The 18,040-nt window shown below is 45.6% G+C and carries 17 protein-coding genes; 9 read left to right on the top strand and 8 right to left on the bottom strand.

Going from position 1 to position 18,040, the window contains the following annotated elements; all coding sequences use genetic code 11:
• Positions 1 to 210: 210 nt before the first annotated feature.
• Genes AC3WS5_RS04520 through AC3WS5_RS04530 form a run of 3 tightly spaced genes read left to right on the top strand, consistent with a single transcriptional unit; the run spans position 211 to position 2,547 of the window.
• Positions 211 to 816, top strand: a complete 606-nt coding sequence (locus AC3WS5_RS04520) for a hypothetical protein (protein WP_492466058.1) — start codon at positions 211 to 213, stop codon at positions 814 to 816.
• Entirely contained in the window at positions 813 to 1,103 is a 291-nt protein-coding gene (locus AC3WS5_RS04525; protein WP_492466059.1) for a winged helix-turn-helix domain-containing protein, read from the top strand. The genes AC3WS5_RS04520 and AC3WS5_RS04525 overlap by 4 nt, the downstream gene beginning before the upstream one ends.
• A 55-nt stretch (positions 1,104 to 1,158) precedes the next feature.
• Positions 1,159 to 2,547, top strand: coding sequence for a DUF4153 domain-containing protein (locus tag AC3WS5_RS04530; protein ID WP_492466060.1), 1,389 nt, complete (start codon positions 1,159 to 1,161; stop codon positions 2,545 to 2,547).
• Positions 2,548 to 2,824: 277 nt separating this feature from the next.
• On the opposite strand, the gene AC3WS5_RS04535 is transcribed toward AC3WS5_RS04530, so the two are convergent.
• From AC3WS5_RS04535 to AC3WS5_RS04570, 8 genes are all read right to left on the bottom strand, one after another.
• Complete coding sequence (locus AC3WS5_RS04535; RefSeq protein WP_492466062.1) at positions 2,825 to 3,919, bottom strand: SDH family Clp fold serine proteinase; 1,095 nt, start codon at positions 3,917 to 3,919, stop codon at positions 2,825 to 2,827.
• A 314-nt stretch (positions 3,920 to 4,233) separates the two neighbouring features.
• Positions 4,234 to 6,072 carry a hypothetical protein gene (locus AC3WS5_RS04540; protein ID WP_492466064.1) on the bottom strand — a complete coding sequence of 613 codons (1,839 nt, stop codon included), beginning with the start codon at positions 6,070 to 6,072 and terminating at the stop codon, positions 4,234 to 4,236.
• Between the two features lie 79 nt (positions 6,073 to 6,151).
• Positions 6,152 to 6,580, bottom strand: coding sequence for a GPW/gp25 family protein (locus tag AC3WS5_RS04545; RefSeq protein ID WP_492466065.1), 429 nt, complete (start codon positions 6,578 to 6,580; stop codon positions 6,152 to 6,154).
• A 65-nt stretch (positions 6,581 to 6,645) separates the two neighbouring features.
• Positions 6,646 to 7,710 (bottom strand): PKD domain-containing protein, encoded by a 1,065-nt coding sequence (locus tag AC3WS5_RS04550; protein ID WP_492466066.1) that lies wholly within the window; start codon positions 7,708 to 7,710, stop codon positions 6,646 to 6,648.
• Between the two features lie 25 nt (positions 7,711 to 7,735).
• Positions 7,736 to 8,257 (bottom strand): type VI secretion system TssO, encoded by a 522-nt coding sequence (gene tssO / locus AC3WS5_RS04555; RefSeq protein WP_492466067.1) that lies wholly within the window; start codon positions 8,255 to 8,257, stop codon positions 7,736 to 7,738.
• A gap of 72 nt (positions 8,258 to 8,329) precedes the next feature.
• Positions 8,330 to 9,490 carry a type VI secretion system baseplate subunit TssK gene (gene tssK, locus AC3WS5_RS04560; RefSeq protein ID WP_492466068.1) on the bottom strand — a complete coding sequence of 387 codons (1,161 nt, stop codon included), beginning with the start codon at positions 9,488 to 9,490 and terminating at the stop codon, positions 8,330 to 8,332.
• A gap of 113 nt (positions 9,491 to 9,603) precedes the next feature.
• On the bottom strand, positions 9,604 to 10,461 hold the full coding sequence (locus AC3WS5_RS04565) for a TssN family type VI secretion system protein (RefSeq protein WP_492466069.1): 858 nt from the start codon (positions 10,459 to 10,461) through the stop codon (positions 9,604 to 9,606).
• Positions 10,462 to 10,494: 33 nt separating this feature from the next.
• Positions 10,495 to 11,418, bottom strand: coding sequence for a hypothetical protein (locus tag AC3WS5_RS04570; RefSeq protein WP_492466070.1), 924 nt, complete (start codon positions 11,416 to 11,418; stop codon positions 10,495 to 10,497).
• Between the two features lie 179 nt (positions 11,419 to 11,597).
• Here AC3WS5_RS04570 and tssD point away from each other — a divergent pair, with 179 nt between their 5' ends.
• The 6 genes from tssD (at position 11,598) to AC3WS5_RS04600 (ending at position 18,029) form a co-directional block, all read left to right on the top strand.
• Positions 11,598 to 11,984: a type VI secretion system tube protein TssD gene (tssD, locus tag AC3WS5_RS04575; RefSeq protein ID WP_492466071.1), complete on the top strand. Its 387-nt coding sequence runs from the start codon at positions 11,598 to 11,600 to the stop codon at positions 11,982 to 11,984.
• A gap of 186 nt (positions 11,985 to 12,170) precedes the next feature.
• On the top strand, positions 12,171 to 14,087 hold the full coding sequence (locus AC3WS5_RS04580; RefSeq protein WP_492466072.1) for a phage baseplate assembly protein V: 1,917 nt from the start codon (positions 12,171 to 12,173) through the stop codon (positions 14,085 to 14,087).
• 11 nt (positions 14,088 to 14,098) lie between these two features.
• Entirely contained in the window at positions 14,099 to 14,737 is a 639-nt protein-coding gene (locus AC3WS5_RS04585) for a DUF4123 domain-containing protein (RefSeq protein WP_492466073.1), read from the top strand.
• 11 nt (positions 14,738 to 14,748) lie between these two features.
• A complete protein-coding gene (locus AC3WS5_RS04590; RefSeq protein ID WP_492466074.1) occupies positions 14,749 to 15,366 on the top strand; it encodes a PAAR domain-containing protein in 618 nt (205 codons plus the stop codon).
• A gap of 18 nt (positions 15,367 to 15,384) precedes the next feature.
• Positions 15,385 to 17,352 carry a hypothetical protein gene (locus AC3WS5_RS04595; RefSeq protein WP_492466075.1) on the top strand — a complete coding sequence of 656 codons (1,968 nt, stop codon included), beginning with the start codon at positions 15,385 to 15,387 and terminating at the stop codon, positions 17,350 to 17,352.
• Positions 17,353 to 17,366: 14 nt separating this feature from the next.
• Positions 17,367 to 18,029 (top strand): hypothetical protein, encoded by a 663-nt coding sequence (locus tag AC3WS5_RS04600; protein WP_492466076.1) that lies wholly within the window; start codon positions 17,367 to 17,369, stop codon positions 18,027 to 18,029.
• Positions 18,030 to 18,040: the final 11 nt, after the last annotated feature.

Here is an 18,040-nt window from a genome sequence, read left to right on the forward strand (position 1 = left end):
GGCAGGTATTAAATCAGGTTGTTTGCAATGGTATCCCTTGTTTATTTCTCGGGGATGGCCTTACGTATCGACTGGGTCGTTATGCTGACCTATGTAGCTGCACAGTATTTTATTATCACGGAATTAACCCATTATCTGCCAGAAAAAAAACCTTAAAAAAAAGTGCAGGTTTAATTCAACCCCTTTAACTTTGTGTCACAAAGTACTTTTATGAACCAAGATCCGAAAGATGATCTCCAGCATATCCGGAGAATGATGGAGAAGTCGTCCAGGTTTATTTCCCTGAGTGGTCTGTCCGGCATACTTGCCGGTCTGTTTGCTTTAGCCGGGACGGCAGTGGCCTGGAACATACTGGACTCGCGGGATGCAGGTGAAATCACGGAAGAGATTCCGGCCACTGTAATGTCGCAAATGCTGATCCTTGCCCTGATCGTTTTATTACTGGCCCTTAGTGCTGCGACATATTTTACTGTAAGAAAAAGCAGGAAAAATGGATTGAAAATCTGGAATGGCGTAACGCAGAATCTTTTATCGAATTTGTTCATTCCGTTGGTTACGGGCGGTATTTTTTGCATGGTGTTGATCTGGCAGGGGTATTTTTCGTTGGTCATCCCATCAACACTGGTTTTTTACGGTTTGGCACTGGTGAGCGCTTCTTCCTATACTTTTTCCGATGTGCGATACCTGGGGTATTTAGAAATCCTTTTGGGCCTGATGGCGCTTGTGGTCATGAAGTTTGGTTTGATCTTCTGGGGCATGGGATTTGGGCTACTGCATATTTTTTACGGACTGGTGATGTACAAAAAATACAGATGAGCATCATTGATAAACTAAATAAAAGTTTCGAAAGCAGGGTGAGACTGGGTATTATGTCTGTACTGGTGGTGAATCAATGGGTTGAATTCCTTGAGCTGAAAGAGCATTTGCAGGTCACTGATGGAAATCTGGCCAGTCATATTCTGGCGCTGGAGGCAAGAAAATACATTGAGGTAAAAAAGGAGTTTGCAGGCAGAAAGCCTAAAACGTCTTACAAAATTACCAGAGCGGGCAGGCAGGCTTTTGAAGCGCATATCAATGCACTGGAAAAATTATTGGGCCGATGAGCGTGTTTTTTTTATCAATTACTTTGAAATACAAAGTACATTTAAAATAAAAGTCATGAAACGAAATCCTGCACTTTTTATCAGCACCATCTTGTTTGTCGTCCTATTTTACCGCCAGACGCCGGGGTTAAACCTCGGAATCTTTGCGGTGCTCGTCTGGGTGATGTTGTTGTTTATTCCCGGTGTGACCAAAACCCGGTCTTTCTGGTGGCTTTCAGCGGCTACCTTATTATCTGCTGTCTCCTTTGCCTGGTATGGCGATTTTTTGTCTTTTGCCTCCCTGTTGATATCACTGTCGTTGGCGGGGTACAAGGCGTTGTATTCATCACTCAGGCTGGTCACTTTTCCGTTCGCTGCTTTTTATAATTACGTCACTTTTATCATCAGGGCGCCACGGGTCAATACATGGATGCCGGACGCAGGGAATAGTGCCGGATCTGTCTTTAAGAAACTGCTGACCTATGTTATAATTCCGGTCGGCGTGTTCCTGATTTTTGCGTTGGTTTATGCGCAGGGTAGCAGCCGATTTGCAGCGCTGTTTTATCTTAACTGGCAGGTCAACCTGGGGCAGATTGTCGTCCTTTCAGTCGTAGGTTTCTTTCTGATGTTTTCGTTTTTTCATTTTTCGGTCCCTGATATGTTGGTGCGATACAATGGCGAGCTCTTGGATGATTTTGGAAAACATGTGGGGGCGCAGGAGTCAAAGATCGGTGGTTTTTTCGATTTGAGCATGCAGCGACGCAGCGGCGAAGTGACGCTGGTTTTGTTGAACGCTTTGATCATATTATTTAATATTGTATATGTTTTGGAGCAATTTGGCCAGCCTGTTATCGGCGACGCTGGGGGAAGCCTGAGCAGTGGTGTACATGAACGCGTTTATGCACTGATTTTTTCCATCATAATGGCGGTATTGGTGATTATGGTTTATTTCAGGAAGGAGCTCAATTTTCGAAAAGATTCTCAGTTGTTGAAAATTCTTTCGATGATTTGGATTGGGTTGAACGCTGTGTTGGTAGTGATTGTTATGGCAAAAAACATTGAGTATGTTCAGGTGTTTGGGCTGACGTTCCGGCGTATTGGTGTTTTTATTTTTCTTTTGCTTGCGCTGACCGGCCTGGCGCTGACCCGTCATAAGTTGGCATTCCGGAAAGCCAACTGGTTTCTGATTACACGTTTTGTATCGGTGTGCCTGGGCACTCTGGTTATTTCAGCGGCCATCAACTGGAGTTGGCTGGTCACCAAATACAACTTGCGTTACCAGGCAAAGCCCGATATGGGTTATCTGTTCTCGCTGAATTACAATCGGGGACTGCTTGACCAGGCATTGGGCGAAAACCATCCTCAGCCTTACACCCGTGGAAAAAACCGGTCATATGTAGAAGGTCAGAAAGAGTCGAAATGGCTTTCACGAAGACTCTATTATTTCTCAGTGCGGTTTGAGTGAGGGAGGTTTTTTCTGCATGGTAATTAATTCCCTGGCTCGATTCTCATCTCTTTGTATTGAGGTCTTGTACGATTGTCTCAACAATCTTGTTCCCTATTTTGACTTCTTGACCAACCTTTTTGGTCGTTATCACATTTTTGTAGGCAAAAGTCTTTTGCCCTTTGATTCCCATGTCAGAATTCAAAATCTTGAAGGGTCCTGCATCTCTTAAAGCAGCTTCGTTACTATTTGTACTATAAGTCAAATTGTCCATATTGTAAAATATCAGTTTACGAAGTTAATGATTTTTGCTAAAATTCCATCCGGACGCGGTTTGAATAATATTCATCGTTATATTGTTGTCTGGTAGCTTGTTAGCAAAAATTTTTCCTGCAGTTTTGTATTCACTCTTACCAAATTCCGATTCAGTCGAAGCTTGGAATAATTCGTAATCAACTGGTGTGATCTGAACAATTTGAATTTGAGCCAGAAGAGCATTATAAACCTGCTGTAGAATATCCTGTGGTAGATTTCCTGGAATCTGAACCTGTTGAGTAGGTGCTAATAGGCTTGCCGATGCGGGACTGTTTAAAATTAATTTTAAAGGATCAAACGGCTCGTTAAACTTCATTTCTGTTTCGAAGCTTTCATATATATCCCAAAGCAACTCCTCAAGTTCTGTGTCGGGATTTGTGATTGGGAGTCCAATTTTCTTTGCTTCCGTTCGCCCCAGAGGATAACCGTGATGATAAAATGACTTATTAAGTGTTTCTGCGATTGTCTTTGCCTTATTACTATCTGTCATATGCATGGATAATAATTTTTCTCCCATGGAGAGCGCTAGTTGCGCGCTTCGTTTAGCTACTCCAATGGGCACGGCTCCTATTTCCCTGCAAATTATTTCAAACGACTTTTGCATTTGTTCCTGGTCAGATAAGCCGACGTCAGTTCGAATAAAGTCAATATAGTTTCTCAAATCCTCTGAGCCAAATTGTATTTGCTCCTGGTTTTGCTTGCGGTGCGTTAGTTGTGGATCAACTGGCCCCAGGTTCGAAAAAGGATGCATTACAATTTCGTCTGCACCAAGGGAAATTAAAGTTGCCGCGCTATAAGCGGCGTATGGTAATAAGACGCCGACTTTTTTAAATCGTTCCCTTAGAATTGAAATCATTCTATATGCGACTGTTGGATCCCCGCCGTAACTGATGATTAAGAGATCAATCTCTTTAGCTTCGCTTGGGATAGATTGAATTAATTTGATGAAATCCGGGATCATGTCGGATGCAATCGATGCGGACGCATTGCCTCTGAAGCTTGTCACATAGCAAATAAGCGGGCGTTCTCTTTTTGAAGATATTTTCTTATATAGGTCTTGTCTCTTGTGGTAGTCCATTCTACAAGTATTTGTTTAAACATATTTTTATGCTGCTTTAACTTTAAACAAAAAATTCTGTCGAAATAATGGCACAGGACCAGTTTGGTCGTTGGCGTTTGAGGGCCAAAGACATGATCAGAATTGCAAAAAAATTGCTAAAACTTTTTCATTTCAAGCTAACCGCATATGGGTGAAGATAGTGCAAAAATTTTAAATATCCAAAAGATTTTCGCCGATAATCCGGGCATTCTGCTCCACAGCGTTTGACGGATGATGCTAAGCAAACAAATTTTTCAAAAAAAATCTATATTCCCCGACGTTGGTTTTTTCATTCACGCAGAAATATCTTCTATTCGGATATCAAACGGGAACATAAATGTACCCTGCGTATCCAGCAGATAACGTAACTGCTTCTCAACGGAAACCAACTCACTTTCGCTAAATTCGGTTTTGTCGATCCGGATAACAATCTCGATAACCCGGGCAATGCCTGCCTGACGCCCCGCTTGAATAGTCATCGCTTTCCGTACCTGCATATCTTTCAGCCTGTTGCCCAGCAATTCATAACAAAGCAGTTTCACATCCTCACTGCTGACAATTTTCCCGCGCGACAATAACTGCCGCACCAGCATTTGTTTTCGTTGGTAATCGCCAGGTGTCTCAGCACCCCCCATGGCGCTGGTCAGCGAGTAAGTACCCGCGGTTCCGGTGAGTGTATGCTGAACAGGCCGGAAAGACATCCCCGCCTTTACGTGAGCAGCCTCCTTTGGTGCGGTTGTCCAATAATTTACCTGGATAGTTTCGCCTGCGTTAACGGCTCTTAACATCACATAGGTGAACGATGGTTTTTCATCTTTGGAAATTTGCAACTGATCTTCCATCCGCGTCAGCACCCTCGATATTTCTGTCAGTCGGCTGCTGATGAAATCGTTGCTGGTCAGACTGAAATAAGCACTTTCATCCCGGATGGTTTCCAGCAGATTTTTGATCGTATTACGGATTTCCCGGCTGGTGCTCTTGCCTACTCGGGCCGTGCGGATAATCGCCTCATTCTCCGAAACGGCATTCTCATGATTCCCTGACCGGATCTTGTACGAAGCACCCCCGAGCCCTTCGATACTTTGAATATCCAAAAAATTATCGTTAACCGGCAAGGGGATAATATTGATCCATTTGTCAGTTTTATAAAAAATCTTCTCCGGTTTACGGTTCACCGCTGGGAATGCATTAACGCCCATCTGAAGGCGGTCCAGCACCTCCATCCTGAAATGGCGGCCAAGACGAAGCGTGCAAAATAGTGGTTGGGAATCCAGTATCTCTTGTGTCAACTTTGCCGGTAAATTTTCAACGATCGGTGAAGATTGCTGAAGTCCGCGGGTGCCGGATTCCGCCAGCGTGATAAATTGATCTGCGTACCAGGCGGCTATTTCTTTCTGAACCTTTCGAAAGTAATCACCCTCATCCTGAAAGGCCTCCTGCAACCCAGTCTGGTACTGGTTGTTTTTATAATATCCGCGGGTGAAGTCCGTATCGATACCATTGATTTCCAGCGCGCCATTTTGGAGCGCAAAATAGAAGGCATTGGCCTCCGAATGACCGCGGAGGTCGAAGAATACCTGCAAACCGGAAAGGTCAGCCGGGATGTCCCGGCCATGTAGCGTGAAATGGATTTCATTGACCAGATCATTTCCTGCCTGTTCATCATGCACCTGCAGTTTTCTGCCTTCGGGCAAATACTTATATACTTTATGACCAATACGAATAAATCCCGGCTGCACGCTAAATAATTTCACCTCCCCAACCGGCGTGAAATTCAATTCGGCCTCATGTACCGGTTCACCGGGGTTTTGTATCTGCGCCAGCGTACTGAAGCTCGTATCGCTTTTTAGAATGGCGGTGGTATCAGAAGGCTGCGCCATAAGTACGCAGGATGCCGGCCTGGCACCGAGCAGGCTTTCGGGCAGCATCAGCGCCGCCATTTCATGTAACAGGTTATTCTGAATATCCCGGATCTCATAACCTACAGCCTCCAGTTCGGCAGCAACAGCATCAAATAACAGAATGATCAAAGGGTCAAAATTGGCCTCAATTTCATTCTCCGGTACCTGCCAGTGTGTGGCCGCCAGCCTCACCATCCGGTCTTTTATTTGTTCCCTGTTTAACGCATTCATTGCTAAAATTTGCTTAAGATCACCAGTTTTCGAATCACCCGCTTTGATTGACTTTTGTTTTTTCCAGCATTTTTTCAACCTAATCCAGGGTCAGGGGACCGATGAAGAATCCGGTCTGAAACGTGAAGGGCTCCATACTCCTGACCATCTTGCCATTGATCGTGATCTCCAGTTTCCGCCGTTGAATCTCAATACCTTTCAGATTGAGGTTGGATAAACGAACATTCACGTCCACTGAAACATCCGTTATACGCTTTTCATATAATTGGATCTGCTTTTTCAGGCTGCTGATCACAATTTCTTTCCGGGAGTCGTTAGACAAATGAATGTCGTAATCACTTTCCCAGAATTCAGATCCGAAGCTGTCATCCATTTTGTTTTCCCCCGGCATCGTAGTGATCAGCAAGTGAAGATTCCGGTAAACCGAATCCAGCAGACTGCAGGTGGCCAGCTTCTTTTTGTCAAAGAAGCCGCCAAATTGAACCGGTAATTTTAAATACTCCTTCATGCCATCGTTTTCCCGATTATATTCCAGCGCTGAGATTAGAGATATGCGATGGATGATCCATTTTTTTATTTATAATCGACGTACAGAATCTTTATGCAATTTCCGTTTTCTTCATCCCTGGCAACTTTCACCGATTGTATCCTTCTGTTCTTTTTTAAAAGAGGCAGCCCCCGCTTTTGTTTAAGGTTTTCGCAAAGCGACGCGAAAGTTGTGGATTCATTATTTGCCATCACCTTGGTGCCTGATCCGTTGCACAGGATATTATCAAAATCTGAAGCCGATTTCTTTCCCTGCGTTACTTCTTCCAGCATCGCCTGAATAGCGGGGACAGGCAACTGGTCATATGTTTTTGCAGGTGCACTGACCACCCGTTGTTTCACCACCGGCTCATCTTTTTTCTCCGGCACATCCGGGACTGAAGCAGGCAGTGGCGGCAGATCCAATACCGCTGGAGGAAGCGCTGCTTTGTGGGCTTCATTAGCAAGCGGGTCATTTACCTGTATTACTTTTCGATATACCTGACTATTGTCCAACGTTAACAAGACAGTAAAATTACCCGCTTTGGTGAAGATGAATTTAGCCAGCGGGCTGCTGGTCTTACCCATTTCGGGATGGTCTTCCACACTCCACTGATAGGTTTGCGAGTTAGCAGATGTCTGAAAAGTTGCTTCCCGCCCAATTTCCAGGATATCATCGGAGATAATGGGATCCGGAAGAACGGCATTTTCGTTGATCAGCGAGGCATGGGCCGCCTTTACAACTAAATTGATCGATTCGGAACACCTACCTTTGATGGTTGCCGTTACCAGGTAGTTTCCCTCGCGGGAGAACACGTGTGTCACTTTAGTGCCTTTGACCCCCGGCGTCTTATCTCCAAAATTCCAGGTAATGACACTGTCGGGAGCTTTTATACTCACAGAGAATGTCAATTGCTCGTTGATGAAGAACGTATTTGACTGGTCACCCAAATGATTCAGTCTGCTTTGGGCCAAAAGAGAAAACCCAGGGCACCTCACAAGCGTCGCCGCCCTGTATCCAAACAGCGAAAGCGATAATACCGCCAGGATGATCAGGGAAATCCATACCCGGTAGTCAATTTTCCCCCATTGTTTCGAAAGTACAAAATGCATATGGATTGCTTTTGAGGTTAATGGATTATTTCTGCCTCAGGATCAGGTTCTGCATTTCTAACTGTTTATAACTCTCCTGCCATTTGGTTAATGAGTTTTTCAGTTCCTGGATTTGCGTATTATAATTGGCCACAACGGAGTCCTGATTACCCGCCGCGCGGAGCCCCCTTCTATCCGACTGAATATTGTTCATCGCCTTTACAATCTGTGAATAGATATCCTTGGATGGTATATCATTCTTATTCAGGCTGGCATCCATCTCCTGGATCTTTTGGGTAATGCGCCCGTCAATCAGTCCGGATTTGACACGGTCGAGGTTTACCGTGTCAAGCAGGTTCTGCGTCTCAGCCATAGTACGGGCAAACCGGTCTCTGAACTGATTTTCTTTTTCCACCTGCGCCAGTTGTTCCCGCAGCTTCTGGTTTTCCGCATAGGGGAGCCTCATACCTACAAAGACCAATGCGCCAATCACCAGAACCGTGAGCACGAAAAAGAGTAAGAACCGCTGAAAAGTACTTCTTCTTTCCTGCACGTTGATCGGTTTCATATCCTGTTTATTTTAAATGAATGATTCACAATATTTATGTTGATAACTGACCAGGCCACCGCCCGTTATAATCTAACCAAAAAATCTCCGTTTTGGCCGGGCAGCTTCGGCATTGTCTGCGGAGGCGGACAATATCTCCTCTTTCACGAAAAGCCCCGAATCTTTCTTCTTTCCGATAAATTCCAGATTGCTGAGCGTATTAAATAATTTCCCGATCACTTTTGCAAATTCAATAACTGCTGCGATGTTTTCGTTAATGTCGTTGTGATTGTAACGTAAAGCTGCCATATTACTGAGCAATGCCTCGAGTTCCCCCGGGTTCAGTTCACACCATTCACACAGGTAGGACATGAGCTCATCCTTCCCGGAACCGATACGTAGGTCGATGGTGTTCTTGATGATCCTGGCCAATGCTACCATAGCGCCAAGCATTATTGCAGGTGGCTCATGAATATAATTCCAACGGAAAGCCGTAATGACCTCCCCCAAATACAACATGATCCGGTCGCAGAGGAACTGGGCCAGGTCGGAAAGATCATTTTGCTGACTCTTTCGGAAGATCTTTTGCACGATCAGTGAGCAGGATGCTTCAAGTCCTGCCAGAAATCCATCGAGTTCAGCGTGTAAACCCAGCAGGTCCCTGGATGCCGACACAGAAATACAGGGTGGGATGAATTCCTCGTCAGGCTTCAACGCGCCACCTTCTGCCAGAATTTTACCGATGATCAAAGCCAGCGGATGCCCGGCGTACTGGCTGATCTGATGGTCACCCGCAATTAGGATTTCAAAACCCGGTTTCACAAACGGAAACCTGGGTGGGTTTTCCTGGGGATCAACCTCACCGTATGGATTTCGTTCAAAAGGTTTGGCCATGAGCACCACCCAATAGACCGTTGAGGATGCGGCTGGTTGTAGCTGCATGGATACACCCGGATTGCCATCGGTACCGGCATTTTGTTCACCCGCTTCGATCTGTACCGGGAAACCACCAGGGGTAATAGCCCTGCAGGTCAACAGGGTAACCCGGACGATATTTTGATTGTCCGAAGCGATCGTGACAGTGAAATTATTATCTCCTGGTAGTAACCCGTATCGGATGGGGGAAAGGTTGGATGCAGCAATGTGGTAGGCATTCTGGGCTTGCGCATTATCCTGCGCTATAAACAATTCCTTATTGAGTTTCATTCCGTCTGCCCAGTTTACGGGAAGATATTTTTGTTTTTGATTCATCATTGCTCAAAGCATTAAAGTAAAAACCAGATTCTAACAATTACTACCTTGGTTCCTGCGCAACAGCATTGCAGGTACGCCATTTAAAAGTTGATGCCTTGCGGGTCAGCCCGCATCTAATCTTCCATTCGCTCGCAAACGATCACGGTATTCTCTTTAACCCTGTTCTGAGTCACCGTAAGCGAAGGGTCGAGTACCCTGGAAAACTTGTGCCATTTGGGCCTTGTCCTGAACACCCAGGGTTGGACCCGATTGTCATTTCGGTATTCAATGGGAGTTTCGCTGAACTGATCGTTGTAATCATTCACGAAGTGGTAGAAGAGATCCCCCATTTTCATATCCTCGGGCGCCTTAGCCCTGAAAAAGGTCTTTTTTCTATCATTATTTTTTTTAGCTATTTCAAAGCCGATGACATAAAGCCGCTCATTCGGTTTTTCGTCAGGAAGATCGATGGTTGCATTCACCGGATACTGCCAACTGGTGTAATCGGGGGGAGGAATCTCATAGGCAGCATCGAAACTATGTAACAAAAGCATCGGCACAAAGAACCACAACATACATAATAGCACCGGGAAAAACATGAAGTTTGGATCCTTTAGAAAAAATTGAAGTGAGGAGAACATGGCCACACAAAGCATCACCACAGAAAGCCCGAAAAGCACTTCTGCGATCAATTGTTTATTGCGATTATCCCGTCTTGCTTTGAAATATTTCTTGTGGATCAGCGCCAGGAACACGATCCCGAAAACCAGAAATGTTGCAGACAGTGTCCAGTAGGTGACAAAAAGATTTTTAGAAAGAAATGTCACCGCGAAGCCAATTCCCGAAGCTATGGCGGAAGCAACAAAATTAAAGATCAGTGGTCGCCTGCCCTGGTTCCCGAAACTGGCACTCAGCGGCCTGATCAGCGCCATCAGAATCATTGATGAGGCCAGGAAACCACCCGCATAAATTAAAAAAAATTTCAACGCCATGTTATCTAGTTTTGACTGGTCATCAGACATTTCTCAGATGCAGCACCCATATCCCAGAATACTTTCATAAGCTTCGCCCTGGGAAACCGGCATTGTCTCGAATTCAAAATCCACATCTACTTCAAGGGGTATGAAGATCTCCGCAAACTTCTTCAACAAATCGTCCATCGGCCGCCCGCTGACATACGCAGGTAATTCTTTTTGTCCAACATCCTTGATCAGAAAGATCCACTTTGGATATAGATCACCCGGGCCCTTGCCCAATACGGTGTTAAGTCCCAACCTCGTCTGTCCCATCGAAATTTCGGAAGGAGCATCCTCAACACCAAATACAACTTCCTGTTTAAGAATAACTTCCCGGTCAAGCAGGAAAGACAAAGCTTCTGCTGTTTCCCTGCAGTTGCCTTTTATAAAATTTGCATAGGGCATCAGGCGGATCAGCTTACTGCCTTCCGGTTCGGGTAAGGAGGCTGTCAGGTTCCAGAAAGCGTAAAGGGACGAATGTGCCCTTCCCCTGCCGAGGTTGTAAAGTGCCTGCCGTTCGCCTTGTTCGGTATAAATACGGTACCGGAACAGCATTTGTTCCAATGGACCGAAAAATCTTCTTGCCTGTCTTTCCTCGTCCTTAAACCGGCGATGCTCGGCCACCGCGTCCTCCACGGTGCTGGTCTTGCTGGTCCCGCGCGTCTGATGAAACAAACCCTCGGGTAGTCTGTCGTACAGCCCATCCCGGTTTAATATTACTTCAGCTTCCGGTTTGGTTCCGTCGGGAAACAGGATGATCTCATCTGCATCGGGCCTGAAACTTTTTTTGAAACTTCCTTTTTGCCTGGTCGTCAGTTGATCCATGGGTAACCCGCTTTCCAGAAGTGACGCGCAAATGGTTTCTGCCCTGAACATTGTCCTTATGATAAGATCATCTCCCCGCTGATTTTTATGTATTGTAGTGTCTGACATCTTACATTCGGTAAGTCGGCTAATTTTTATCGCCTTTGACCGGGCGTTTCCATCAACCAAATGTAGACCAAAACCGTAATAAGTTACATCGCTAATTCAAGCGATATTGCCCTGTTCGCATACTAAATATACTACATTTACAATCCGATAATTTTTGTCAAACCCAAAAAATAAACACCATGAGTTTTAAAGCCAAATTTACCGTTTCAGGTAAAGAATTCAGAGTACTTGACGCATCGTTCGACCTGCATCAGATCGTTGACAAAACCGGCAGGGTTTCGTCGGAGACCCGGGGCGGGAAGATCAATGTTGTGGTGGAAAGCACCCAGGAAACTGATTTGTTTGAGTGGATGTGCAATAGTTATGAAACAAAGGATGGTAGCCTGGTTTTCATGAAAAGAGACTCTGACGCTACTTTGAAGGAGCTGAAATTCAAAGAAGCTTATATGATCAACTACACCGAGACCTTCAGCTCCACCAATGACCTGCCCATGTTTATTTCATTCTCTTTGTCGGCCAAGGAGATTGAATTGGGTAATGGCAAGTTTTCTAATAACTGGGTGTAACAGATCTACGCCTGCCTCTTACATATATTAATAGGTATCAGGGCTGATCCCAGGTTGCACGAAATTATTGTTTAAAGCCGGTTTGTTAATGATTCCCCGGAAACACTGAACAGTTCAGGTAATAACGTTCTCAGGTATTGCACGCGCAGATACCGGCTGAAGTGAAACCCAAAAACAAGAAACCGAATGCCAGACAATTCATTATTATCGAAGACAGAGGTTGTTATTCAGGATTATAATAACAATAATCCGGTGATCTTTTCAGGTCTCGTTCTGAATGAATCCATGATCAGTGTGAATGATTTTTCTTTCCTGATCCGGCCCGATAATAATGAAAGTAACCTGGATAGCATTGTAAAATTCAAGAAGGCGGTTTTGGGTAAAGAGGTGACCATTACATTTAAGGATGGTAGCGGTCAGATTGGACACAGTTTTAAAGGACTGGCGCTGGAAATCAACGCAAGTAAAGTTGATGACCGCTTCTATGAATTCTATGTATCCGGCAATGGTGTTTTCTGTAAGGTGAATGAGATTGACGAGTGCCACTCGTTCTATAAGAAAAAACTGGATGCGATCATTGACAAAGCTTTTGAATCCTCCTCCCTCAATTCTAAGATCAAAAAGAATCCGCAAACCACCAGGGAGCTTCATTATACGGTTCAGTATAATCAAAGTCTTTTTTCCTTTATGTCGGCATTGGCCGTTCGTTTCGGGGAATGGATGTATTATGATGGGGAGCAGTTGGTGTTTGGCAAAAAACCGGAAGGAAACGCCATTGAGCTGGCCGTTCCGGGGGATGCCAGTAATCTCAATATCCGGGCCAGGGCTATCAAAAAGCCAGAAGAAGCATTGGGTCTGGATATTTTTAAGGGCGAGAATATTAAATCAACAAAAAAGGAAAAAGCGCCCGGGAATCCGCTGCTAACAGCTACGGAAGACAGTGGTGATAAAATATTCGAGAATCCCGGAAAGAATATTTTCCTATCATCCGGGTTTAAACAAGAGGATTCTGACGAGAAATACAAACTGGAGCAGCTTGCCATCATCGCATCTTCGGTATTCCTGACGGGAACGACCCGGAATACCAAACTGCATCCGGGGAGTATTATCCGTATTAAGGAGGGACAGGATAGTAGTGGGTCAGGGTTTATCGTGACAGAAATACGCCACAGCGCGGAAAATCAAAGTAACTATTTCAACAGTTTCACGGCCGTACCCCAGGAAGTTCCGGTGCCGCCATATACCAATCCGCTTTTCTTCCCCAGGGCCAATCCGCAGGCCGCGATCATTACGGATAACGAGGATGACGCGGGAATGGCGAGGGTCAAGGTCAGGTTCCCCTGGATGTCGGCCGATGAAAAAAGCCCCTGGATCAGCCTGCTGGTTCCTCATGCAGGCAAGGACAAAGGATTCAGATTCCTGCCCGAAAAAGATGACGAGGTGATGGTGGATTTCTGGGATGGCAATGCGGAAACGCCATTTGTAAACGGAGCCGTTTACACCAATAAGAACAAACCGGGGATTGCCGAAAAAGGAAATAATATTAAACTGATTGGTACCCGGACTGGCAGGCGACTGGAGATTGATGATGACGCCGGAACTATCCGGGTCAGCGATTGGAAAGATAAGGATGCGCCGGGAAACAGCATGAGGATGGAACTTACGAAAGATAAGATGGAGTTAGTTCTATCATCCGGGACTAAAGATGAGTTTATGAATTGCGTTCTGGGCGGGAAAGATAAGAAAACGTGGATCGGAGGTTATTCCAATCACGTCGCAATCGTGGGGATAGCACTGGATATGGCAGGGAAGACACTTACCATCCTATCCAAAGGAGATATTGAAATAAAAGCGGATAAGACAATAAGTCTGAATGCCGCTGAGATCAACCTGAATGCGGGCAATATCAACCTGCAGGCCAATGATAAACTGAAAATGAAGGGTACAACAGAGTCAAGCCTGGAGGCTATGAAGATTAAAATAAATGCTGATGTGAGCCTGGAAGCCAAAAGCAGTGCAACGGCCAGCCTGGAGGGTTCAATGCTTGACCTCAAGGGTAACGGGATCGCAAACCTGCAGGGCGGGCTGGTTAAGATCAACTAAAAGGGAACGCCATGAAATATTTTTGTTTCGATACGGCATTGAACGGTGATTATACACTAGTAAAGCTGATGCAAAAATATCCGCGCCATATTTCGCTTTTCGCGGGAACCGATGATGCAAATATCTGGGATGCGGCGCCATGGCTGCTTGAACTGAATAATAATGTCTATGAGCTGAAGGAGGATCCGCTGATTCAGTTGGCATATTGTATAGTTTTTGAAACAGCGGAGCCGCTTAGCAATGTTCTGAGTTACCTGCAATCGAAAATTTATGTCCGGGAAAATGGACAGGATAAGTTTTTCAGGATTTGGGATGCCAGGGTGCTGATGAGATCTCTGTCTGCTGGAGGCATTGTTGAACTTCAGGATTTTTTTTCAGTTTTTAAGGCGGTATATACCGAGTCTGAAGACGCAAACTGCCTGAATAAATGGACATGGGTCGGAGGTAACAGGATGAAGAGCCTCGAGGTCCCGAAATCGGAGGCCTTGCCCATGATCAAAACGGAGGAGGATCTAGACAGGGAGTATGACGAGATGATAAGGCCGGGAACAGTTGAGGAGAAGGAAGTACCCCCAGTGAAGAAAGAAGTGGCAGCACCTGAAAGTCTGGCGGCGGAAAAGCCAAAACAGAGAAAATTTCTGATTGATTAAATAATATATATATGGGAAAGCCCGCGGCAAGAGTTGGCGATATGCATGTTTGTCCCCTGGTAAACGGGATCGTCCCGCACGTGGGAGGACCCGTAATGCCCGCAGGCGTTCCTAATGTATTGATTGGTGGATTACCTGCAGCCACCCTGGGTGACCTGTGCACCTGCACCGGTCCGCCGGATGTTATTGCAATGGGTAGCAGCGGCGTAATGATTGGAGGCCGGCCTGCTGCGAGAATGGGCGATCTGACTGCTCACGGAGGAAATATCGTTCTGGGGTGCTTCACGGTGTTGATCGGTGAAACGATGGCGGGCGGTTCCGGTGGTGGTGCCGGAGGAACCGAAGCAAACCAGGTGGGGGCTGCGCAGGCCAAGGATAATGCCAACAGCCAGTCGCTCAAAGAAGCAGCAGAAAAAGGCAAAGACAAAGCAGATAAAACGAATAAGGAAGATTTTAAAGCGAAGTTTTCATTGGTCGATGAATCCGGGAAAGCCGCGAAGGACGTGAAGTATGAAATCCGGACCTCGGATGGCAAGGTGCACGATGGAAAGACCAATGCGAGTGGTGAGACACAGAATCTGGCAGGCTATACGACTGCCGATTGCAGTACAACTTTTTTTTATAAATAGTACAGAAGAGTAAATCCTATGCCGGGTGCACAAACTGAAATGAAGTTTGAATCCAACAACCTCAAGCAAATGCTCGTATTGGTCAGGTATAAACCTGCCGGTATCGCGGAAGCTGACAATATGCTGGGTGGCATTGCTGGTTCAGTGCAGGGAGCAGTGGATAAGGTTGAGGACATTGCAAATTCAATTCCTGGGTTGAGCCTGTTCTTTAAAGAGGAAAAGGGACCGGAAAAAAAATGCGATAAGGAATACACCTATTTCAAAGAAGACAAGGCTTGGGATAGCTATATCAAAAAAATGAAAGATGATTTTCCCAACCGGTTAAATCCTGAAAACCAGGTGGTCAGTTTTGAGTATGATGCCACCGACGCCAGGGGGCGCGAACGGGAAGGGAAGAAACTGGCCGCAAAAATAAAATCTGCTACCTCAGGATGGAAGGACTACAGTGCTGCTTTTCATTTTATCGGACTTGGCCAGGGGGGCAATGTAGCAAATGAATGCATCGGGGAGTTGATCGGGGAAAGCGATTTCAAAAAAAAGTGGAGAATTGGTTCTGTCGTTTATGTTGGGACGCCGCTGTATCGAAACCAGCATGTCTTTGATCTGAACGCGGCGGGAAATCCAACGGTTCAGTCATATGGGAATTATTTCGATCTTACGCACCAGGTGATTGAATATTTCGAGCCTTCCGATAAGCTTTTAGGAATGATCGCTGAAAGCAATGCCAATCTGCTCTCTGTGTTTACCGGGAAACTTAAAGCGCAATTGGTTGCTACCCTTAGCCGGTTGCTCAGCATAAAAGGATTTGGTACCGGGTATGACAATAAAGGAAATGTTGATAAGCTCGCCCAATGCCGGGATGATGTGGAAAGCCTGGTTTCAGAATGCGTAAAAGCAGTTAAGACGATAATCGAGGCAGCACCGGGGATCGCAAAACTGAGCGAGCTCCCCGAATTCGGGAAGATGGTGTTGGGTTACGATAAGGTACCCGGACAATGTGCAGACCGGTTAAAGAAGCTGGAGAACATGTTTGACGATATCGCGCAGGGGTCGGGCCTCAACCGGGACCTCAATACAAGCCGGATTGGCATCAATAAAATTTTCAATATTTTCTGTCCGCTTTTTGACCATGTATCAGCCTCACTTAAAATACTTTCGTTTGAACATAAGGATACAGACTCCCTGATGGATCAGGTGCTTGATAAAGCCTGTATAAAAAAAGTGTTAGCGCCTGCTGAGCAGAAGTCCGCTTTCCTGCCGGTAGACCCTTACTTAGAAAAAGTTGCGGAGATGGCAAAAGATGCGGAGAAAAAAAAGGAAACGGATCAGAAGTCGGGGAATGACGTGGAACAGCGTGGTGAAGTAGCGTTGTACGATCAATCTGTTTCGATGATCCTTAAAGCAAGAGGGGGTATAGAAGCGGCGACGAATAAACTGGATCTGGATATCAGTAAAGCATCCAAAGAACAGAAGCTGAAAATCAGCGAAGCGATAACCTCGATGATCCTGCCAATGGTACCTGGCAAAGAAAAGTTCTATGCACAAATACTCAATTACATACCAACCGGTGGATTAAATGACTTTCTGTTGAAAGTAACCGCTGACTCGGCCATGGCGCCGCTGGCGAAGCTGATCGGCAATATTGGCTATGATTTTGATGAAGAACTGAAAACATCTATTTCGAATCTTGATAAAGAGCTGACCAGGATCAAAGAATTTTTCAGCAAAAGTAACTTCCCGGTGCACAAAGATGCAAACAGTTTGTATTTCATCTATAGTAGTCATAACCTTTTTCTCAAAAAAGCCTGGGGAGATATATTAAATACGATTGATCAGGAGACCGGTTTTCTGGATGCAATGAAGAGTCAGGGTTTTGAGCATGTAGTAAATCTTGAGCAGAACGAATACAGGGGAAATGGTATACAAAAAGATAATATACAGCCGGCGAGGGCAGCTAAAAAAGCAGAGCCGGCTGCAGTGGCATAAAAAGACGATATAATATGGCAGATGACGGATTTTTGTTGGGATGGCTTCAGGCAAAGGCGATCTGTACGGCAGCGACAGATGAACAGGTGTATAACCAGATCATGAATTACTGGGACTGGATCTCCTATCAGCCAAATGCGCGGCGGCATTTACATCATTACCGGTACGGGAATGGTTCTGTTTATCCCGAAGATGTCAGGTCCCTGCTAAATGCCAATCCGAAGATTCGCTCCCGGGTTTTTACGCTGATTGGAGCTCAGTTGCGACAAAACCCAAGGGCAGACTCAGGCAGAATCGTTGGAAAGGGTGTTGATGATGGCGGTGAGCCACCAATCCGGCAACAGGATTACGATTCGGATGACTGGCTGAATGCGAATGGAAATATAGATGAAGTCACCTGGTCGTTGGCGGGTGACTACAATCCTTACGACAACAGGGAGACCGATGAGCGGCTGTATTTCCTGAGATCTTTAAAAAGAGGTAGCGTATTCATGATCAATGTGCAAGTGGGTATAAGGGATCCTTACACCTGGCATCCGCTAGAATCGAGACCTACTAAATGTATTCATGAAGCCATGGAGAGGTTGAAAAGTTCGGGGGCGGCCGAATATATTACCAGGGGTGAAACAACAGTGGCCATGCCATCCGTTTACCTGCCCGATTGGGTCCGAAATTAAGTATTAAAATT

It is taken from the genome of Niabella sp. CPT15-335-S11 (assembly GCF_058792415.1).

Excerpts from the sequence above, each read along its gene's own strand:
- AC3WS5_RS04520 (WP_492466058.1), top strand. The coding sequence starts at position 211 with ATGAACCAAGATCCGAAAGATGATCTCCAGCATATCCGGAGAATGATG.
- AC3WS5_RS04525 (WP_492466059.1), top strand. The coding sequence starts at position 813 with ATGAGCATCATTGATAAACTAAATAAAAGTTTCGAAAGCAGGGTGAGA.
- AC3WS5_RS04530 (WP_492466060.1), top strand. The coding sequence starts at position 1,159 with ATGAAACGAAATCCTGCACTTTTTATCAGCACCATCTTGTTTGTCGTC.
- AC3WS5_RS04535 (WP_492466062.1), bottom strand. The coding sequence starts at position 3,919 with ATGGACTACCACAAGAGACAAGACCTATATAAGAAAATATCTTCAAAA.
- AC3WS5_RS04540 (WP_492466064.1), bottom strand. The coding sequence starts at position 6,072 with ATGAATGCGTTAAACAGGGAACAAATAAAAGACCGGATGGTGAGGCTG.
- AC3WS5_RS04545 (WP_492466065.1), bottom strand. The coding sequence starts at position 6,580 with ATGAAGGAGTATTTAAAATTACCGGTTCAATTTGGCGGCTTCTTTGAC.
- AC3WS5_RS04550 (WP_492466066.1), bottom strand. The coding sequence starts at position 7,710 with ATGCATTTTGTACTTTCGAAACAATGGGGGAAAATTGACTACCGGGTA.
- tssO (WP_492466067.1), bottom strand. The coding sequence starts at position 8,257 with ATGAAACCGATCAACGTGCAGGAAAGAAGAAGTACTTTTCAGCGGTTC.
- tssK (WP_492466068.1), bottom strand. The coding sequence starts at position 9,490 with ATGATGAATCAAAAACAAAAATATCTTCCCGTAAACTGGGCAGACGGA.
- AC3WS5_RS04565 (WP_492466069.1), bottom strand. The coding sequence starts at position 10,461 with ATGGCGTTGAAATTTTTTTTAATTTATGCGGGTGGTTTCCTGGCCTCA.
- AC3WS5_RS04570 (WP_492466070.1), bottom strand. The coding sequence starts at position 11,418 with ATGTCAGACACTACAATACATAAAAATCAGCGGGGAGATGATCTTATC.
- tssD (WP_492466071.1), top strand. The coding sequence starts at position 11,598 with ATGAGTTTTAAAGCCAAATTTACCGTTTCAGGTAAAGAATTCAGAGTA.
- AC3WS5_RS04580 (WP_492466072.1), top strand. The coding sequence starts at position 12,171 with ATGCCAGACAATTCATTATTATCGAAGACAGAGGTTGTTATTCAGGAT.
- AC3WS5_RS04585 (WP_492466073.1), top strand. The coding sequence starts at position 14,099 with ATGAAATATTTTTGTTTCGATACGGCATTGAACGGTGATTATACACTA.
- AC3WS5_RS04590 (WP_492466074.1), top strand. The coding sequence starts at position 14,749 with ATGGGAAAGCCCGCGGCAAGAGTTGGCGATATGCATGTTTGTCCCCTG.
- AC3WS5_RS04595 (WP_492466075.1), top strand. The coding sequence starts at position 15,385 with ATGCCGGGTGCACAAACTGAAATGAAGTTTGAATCCAACAACCTCAAG.
- AC3WS5_RS04600 (WP_492466076.1), top strand. The coding sequence starts at position 17,367 with ATGGCAGATGACGGATTTTTGTTGGGATGGCTTCAGGCAAAGGCGATC.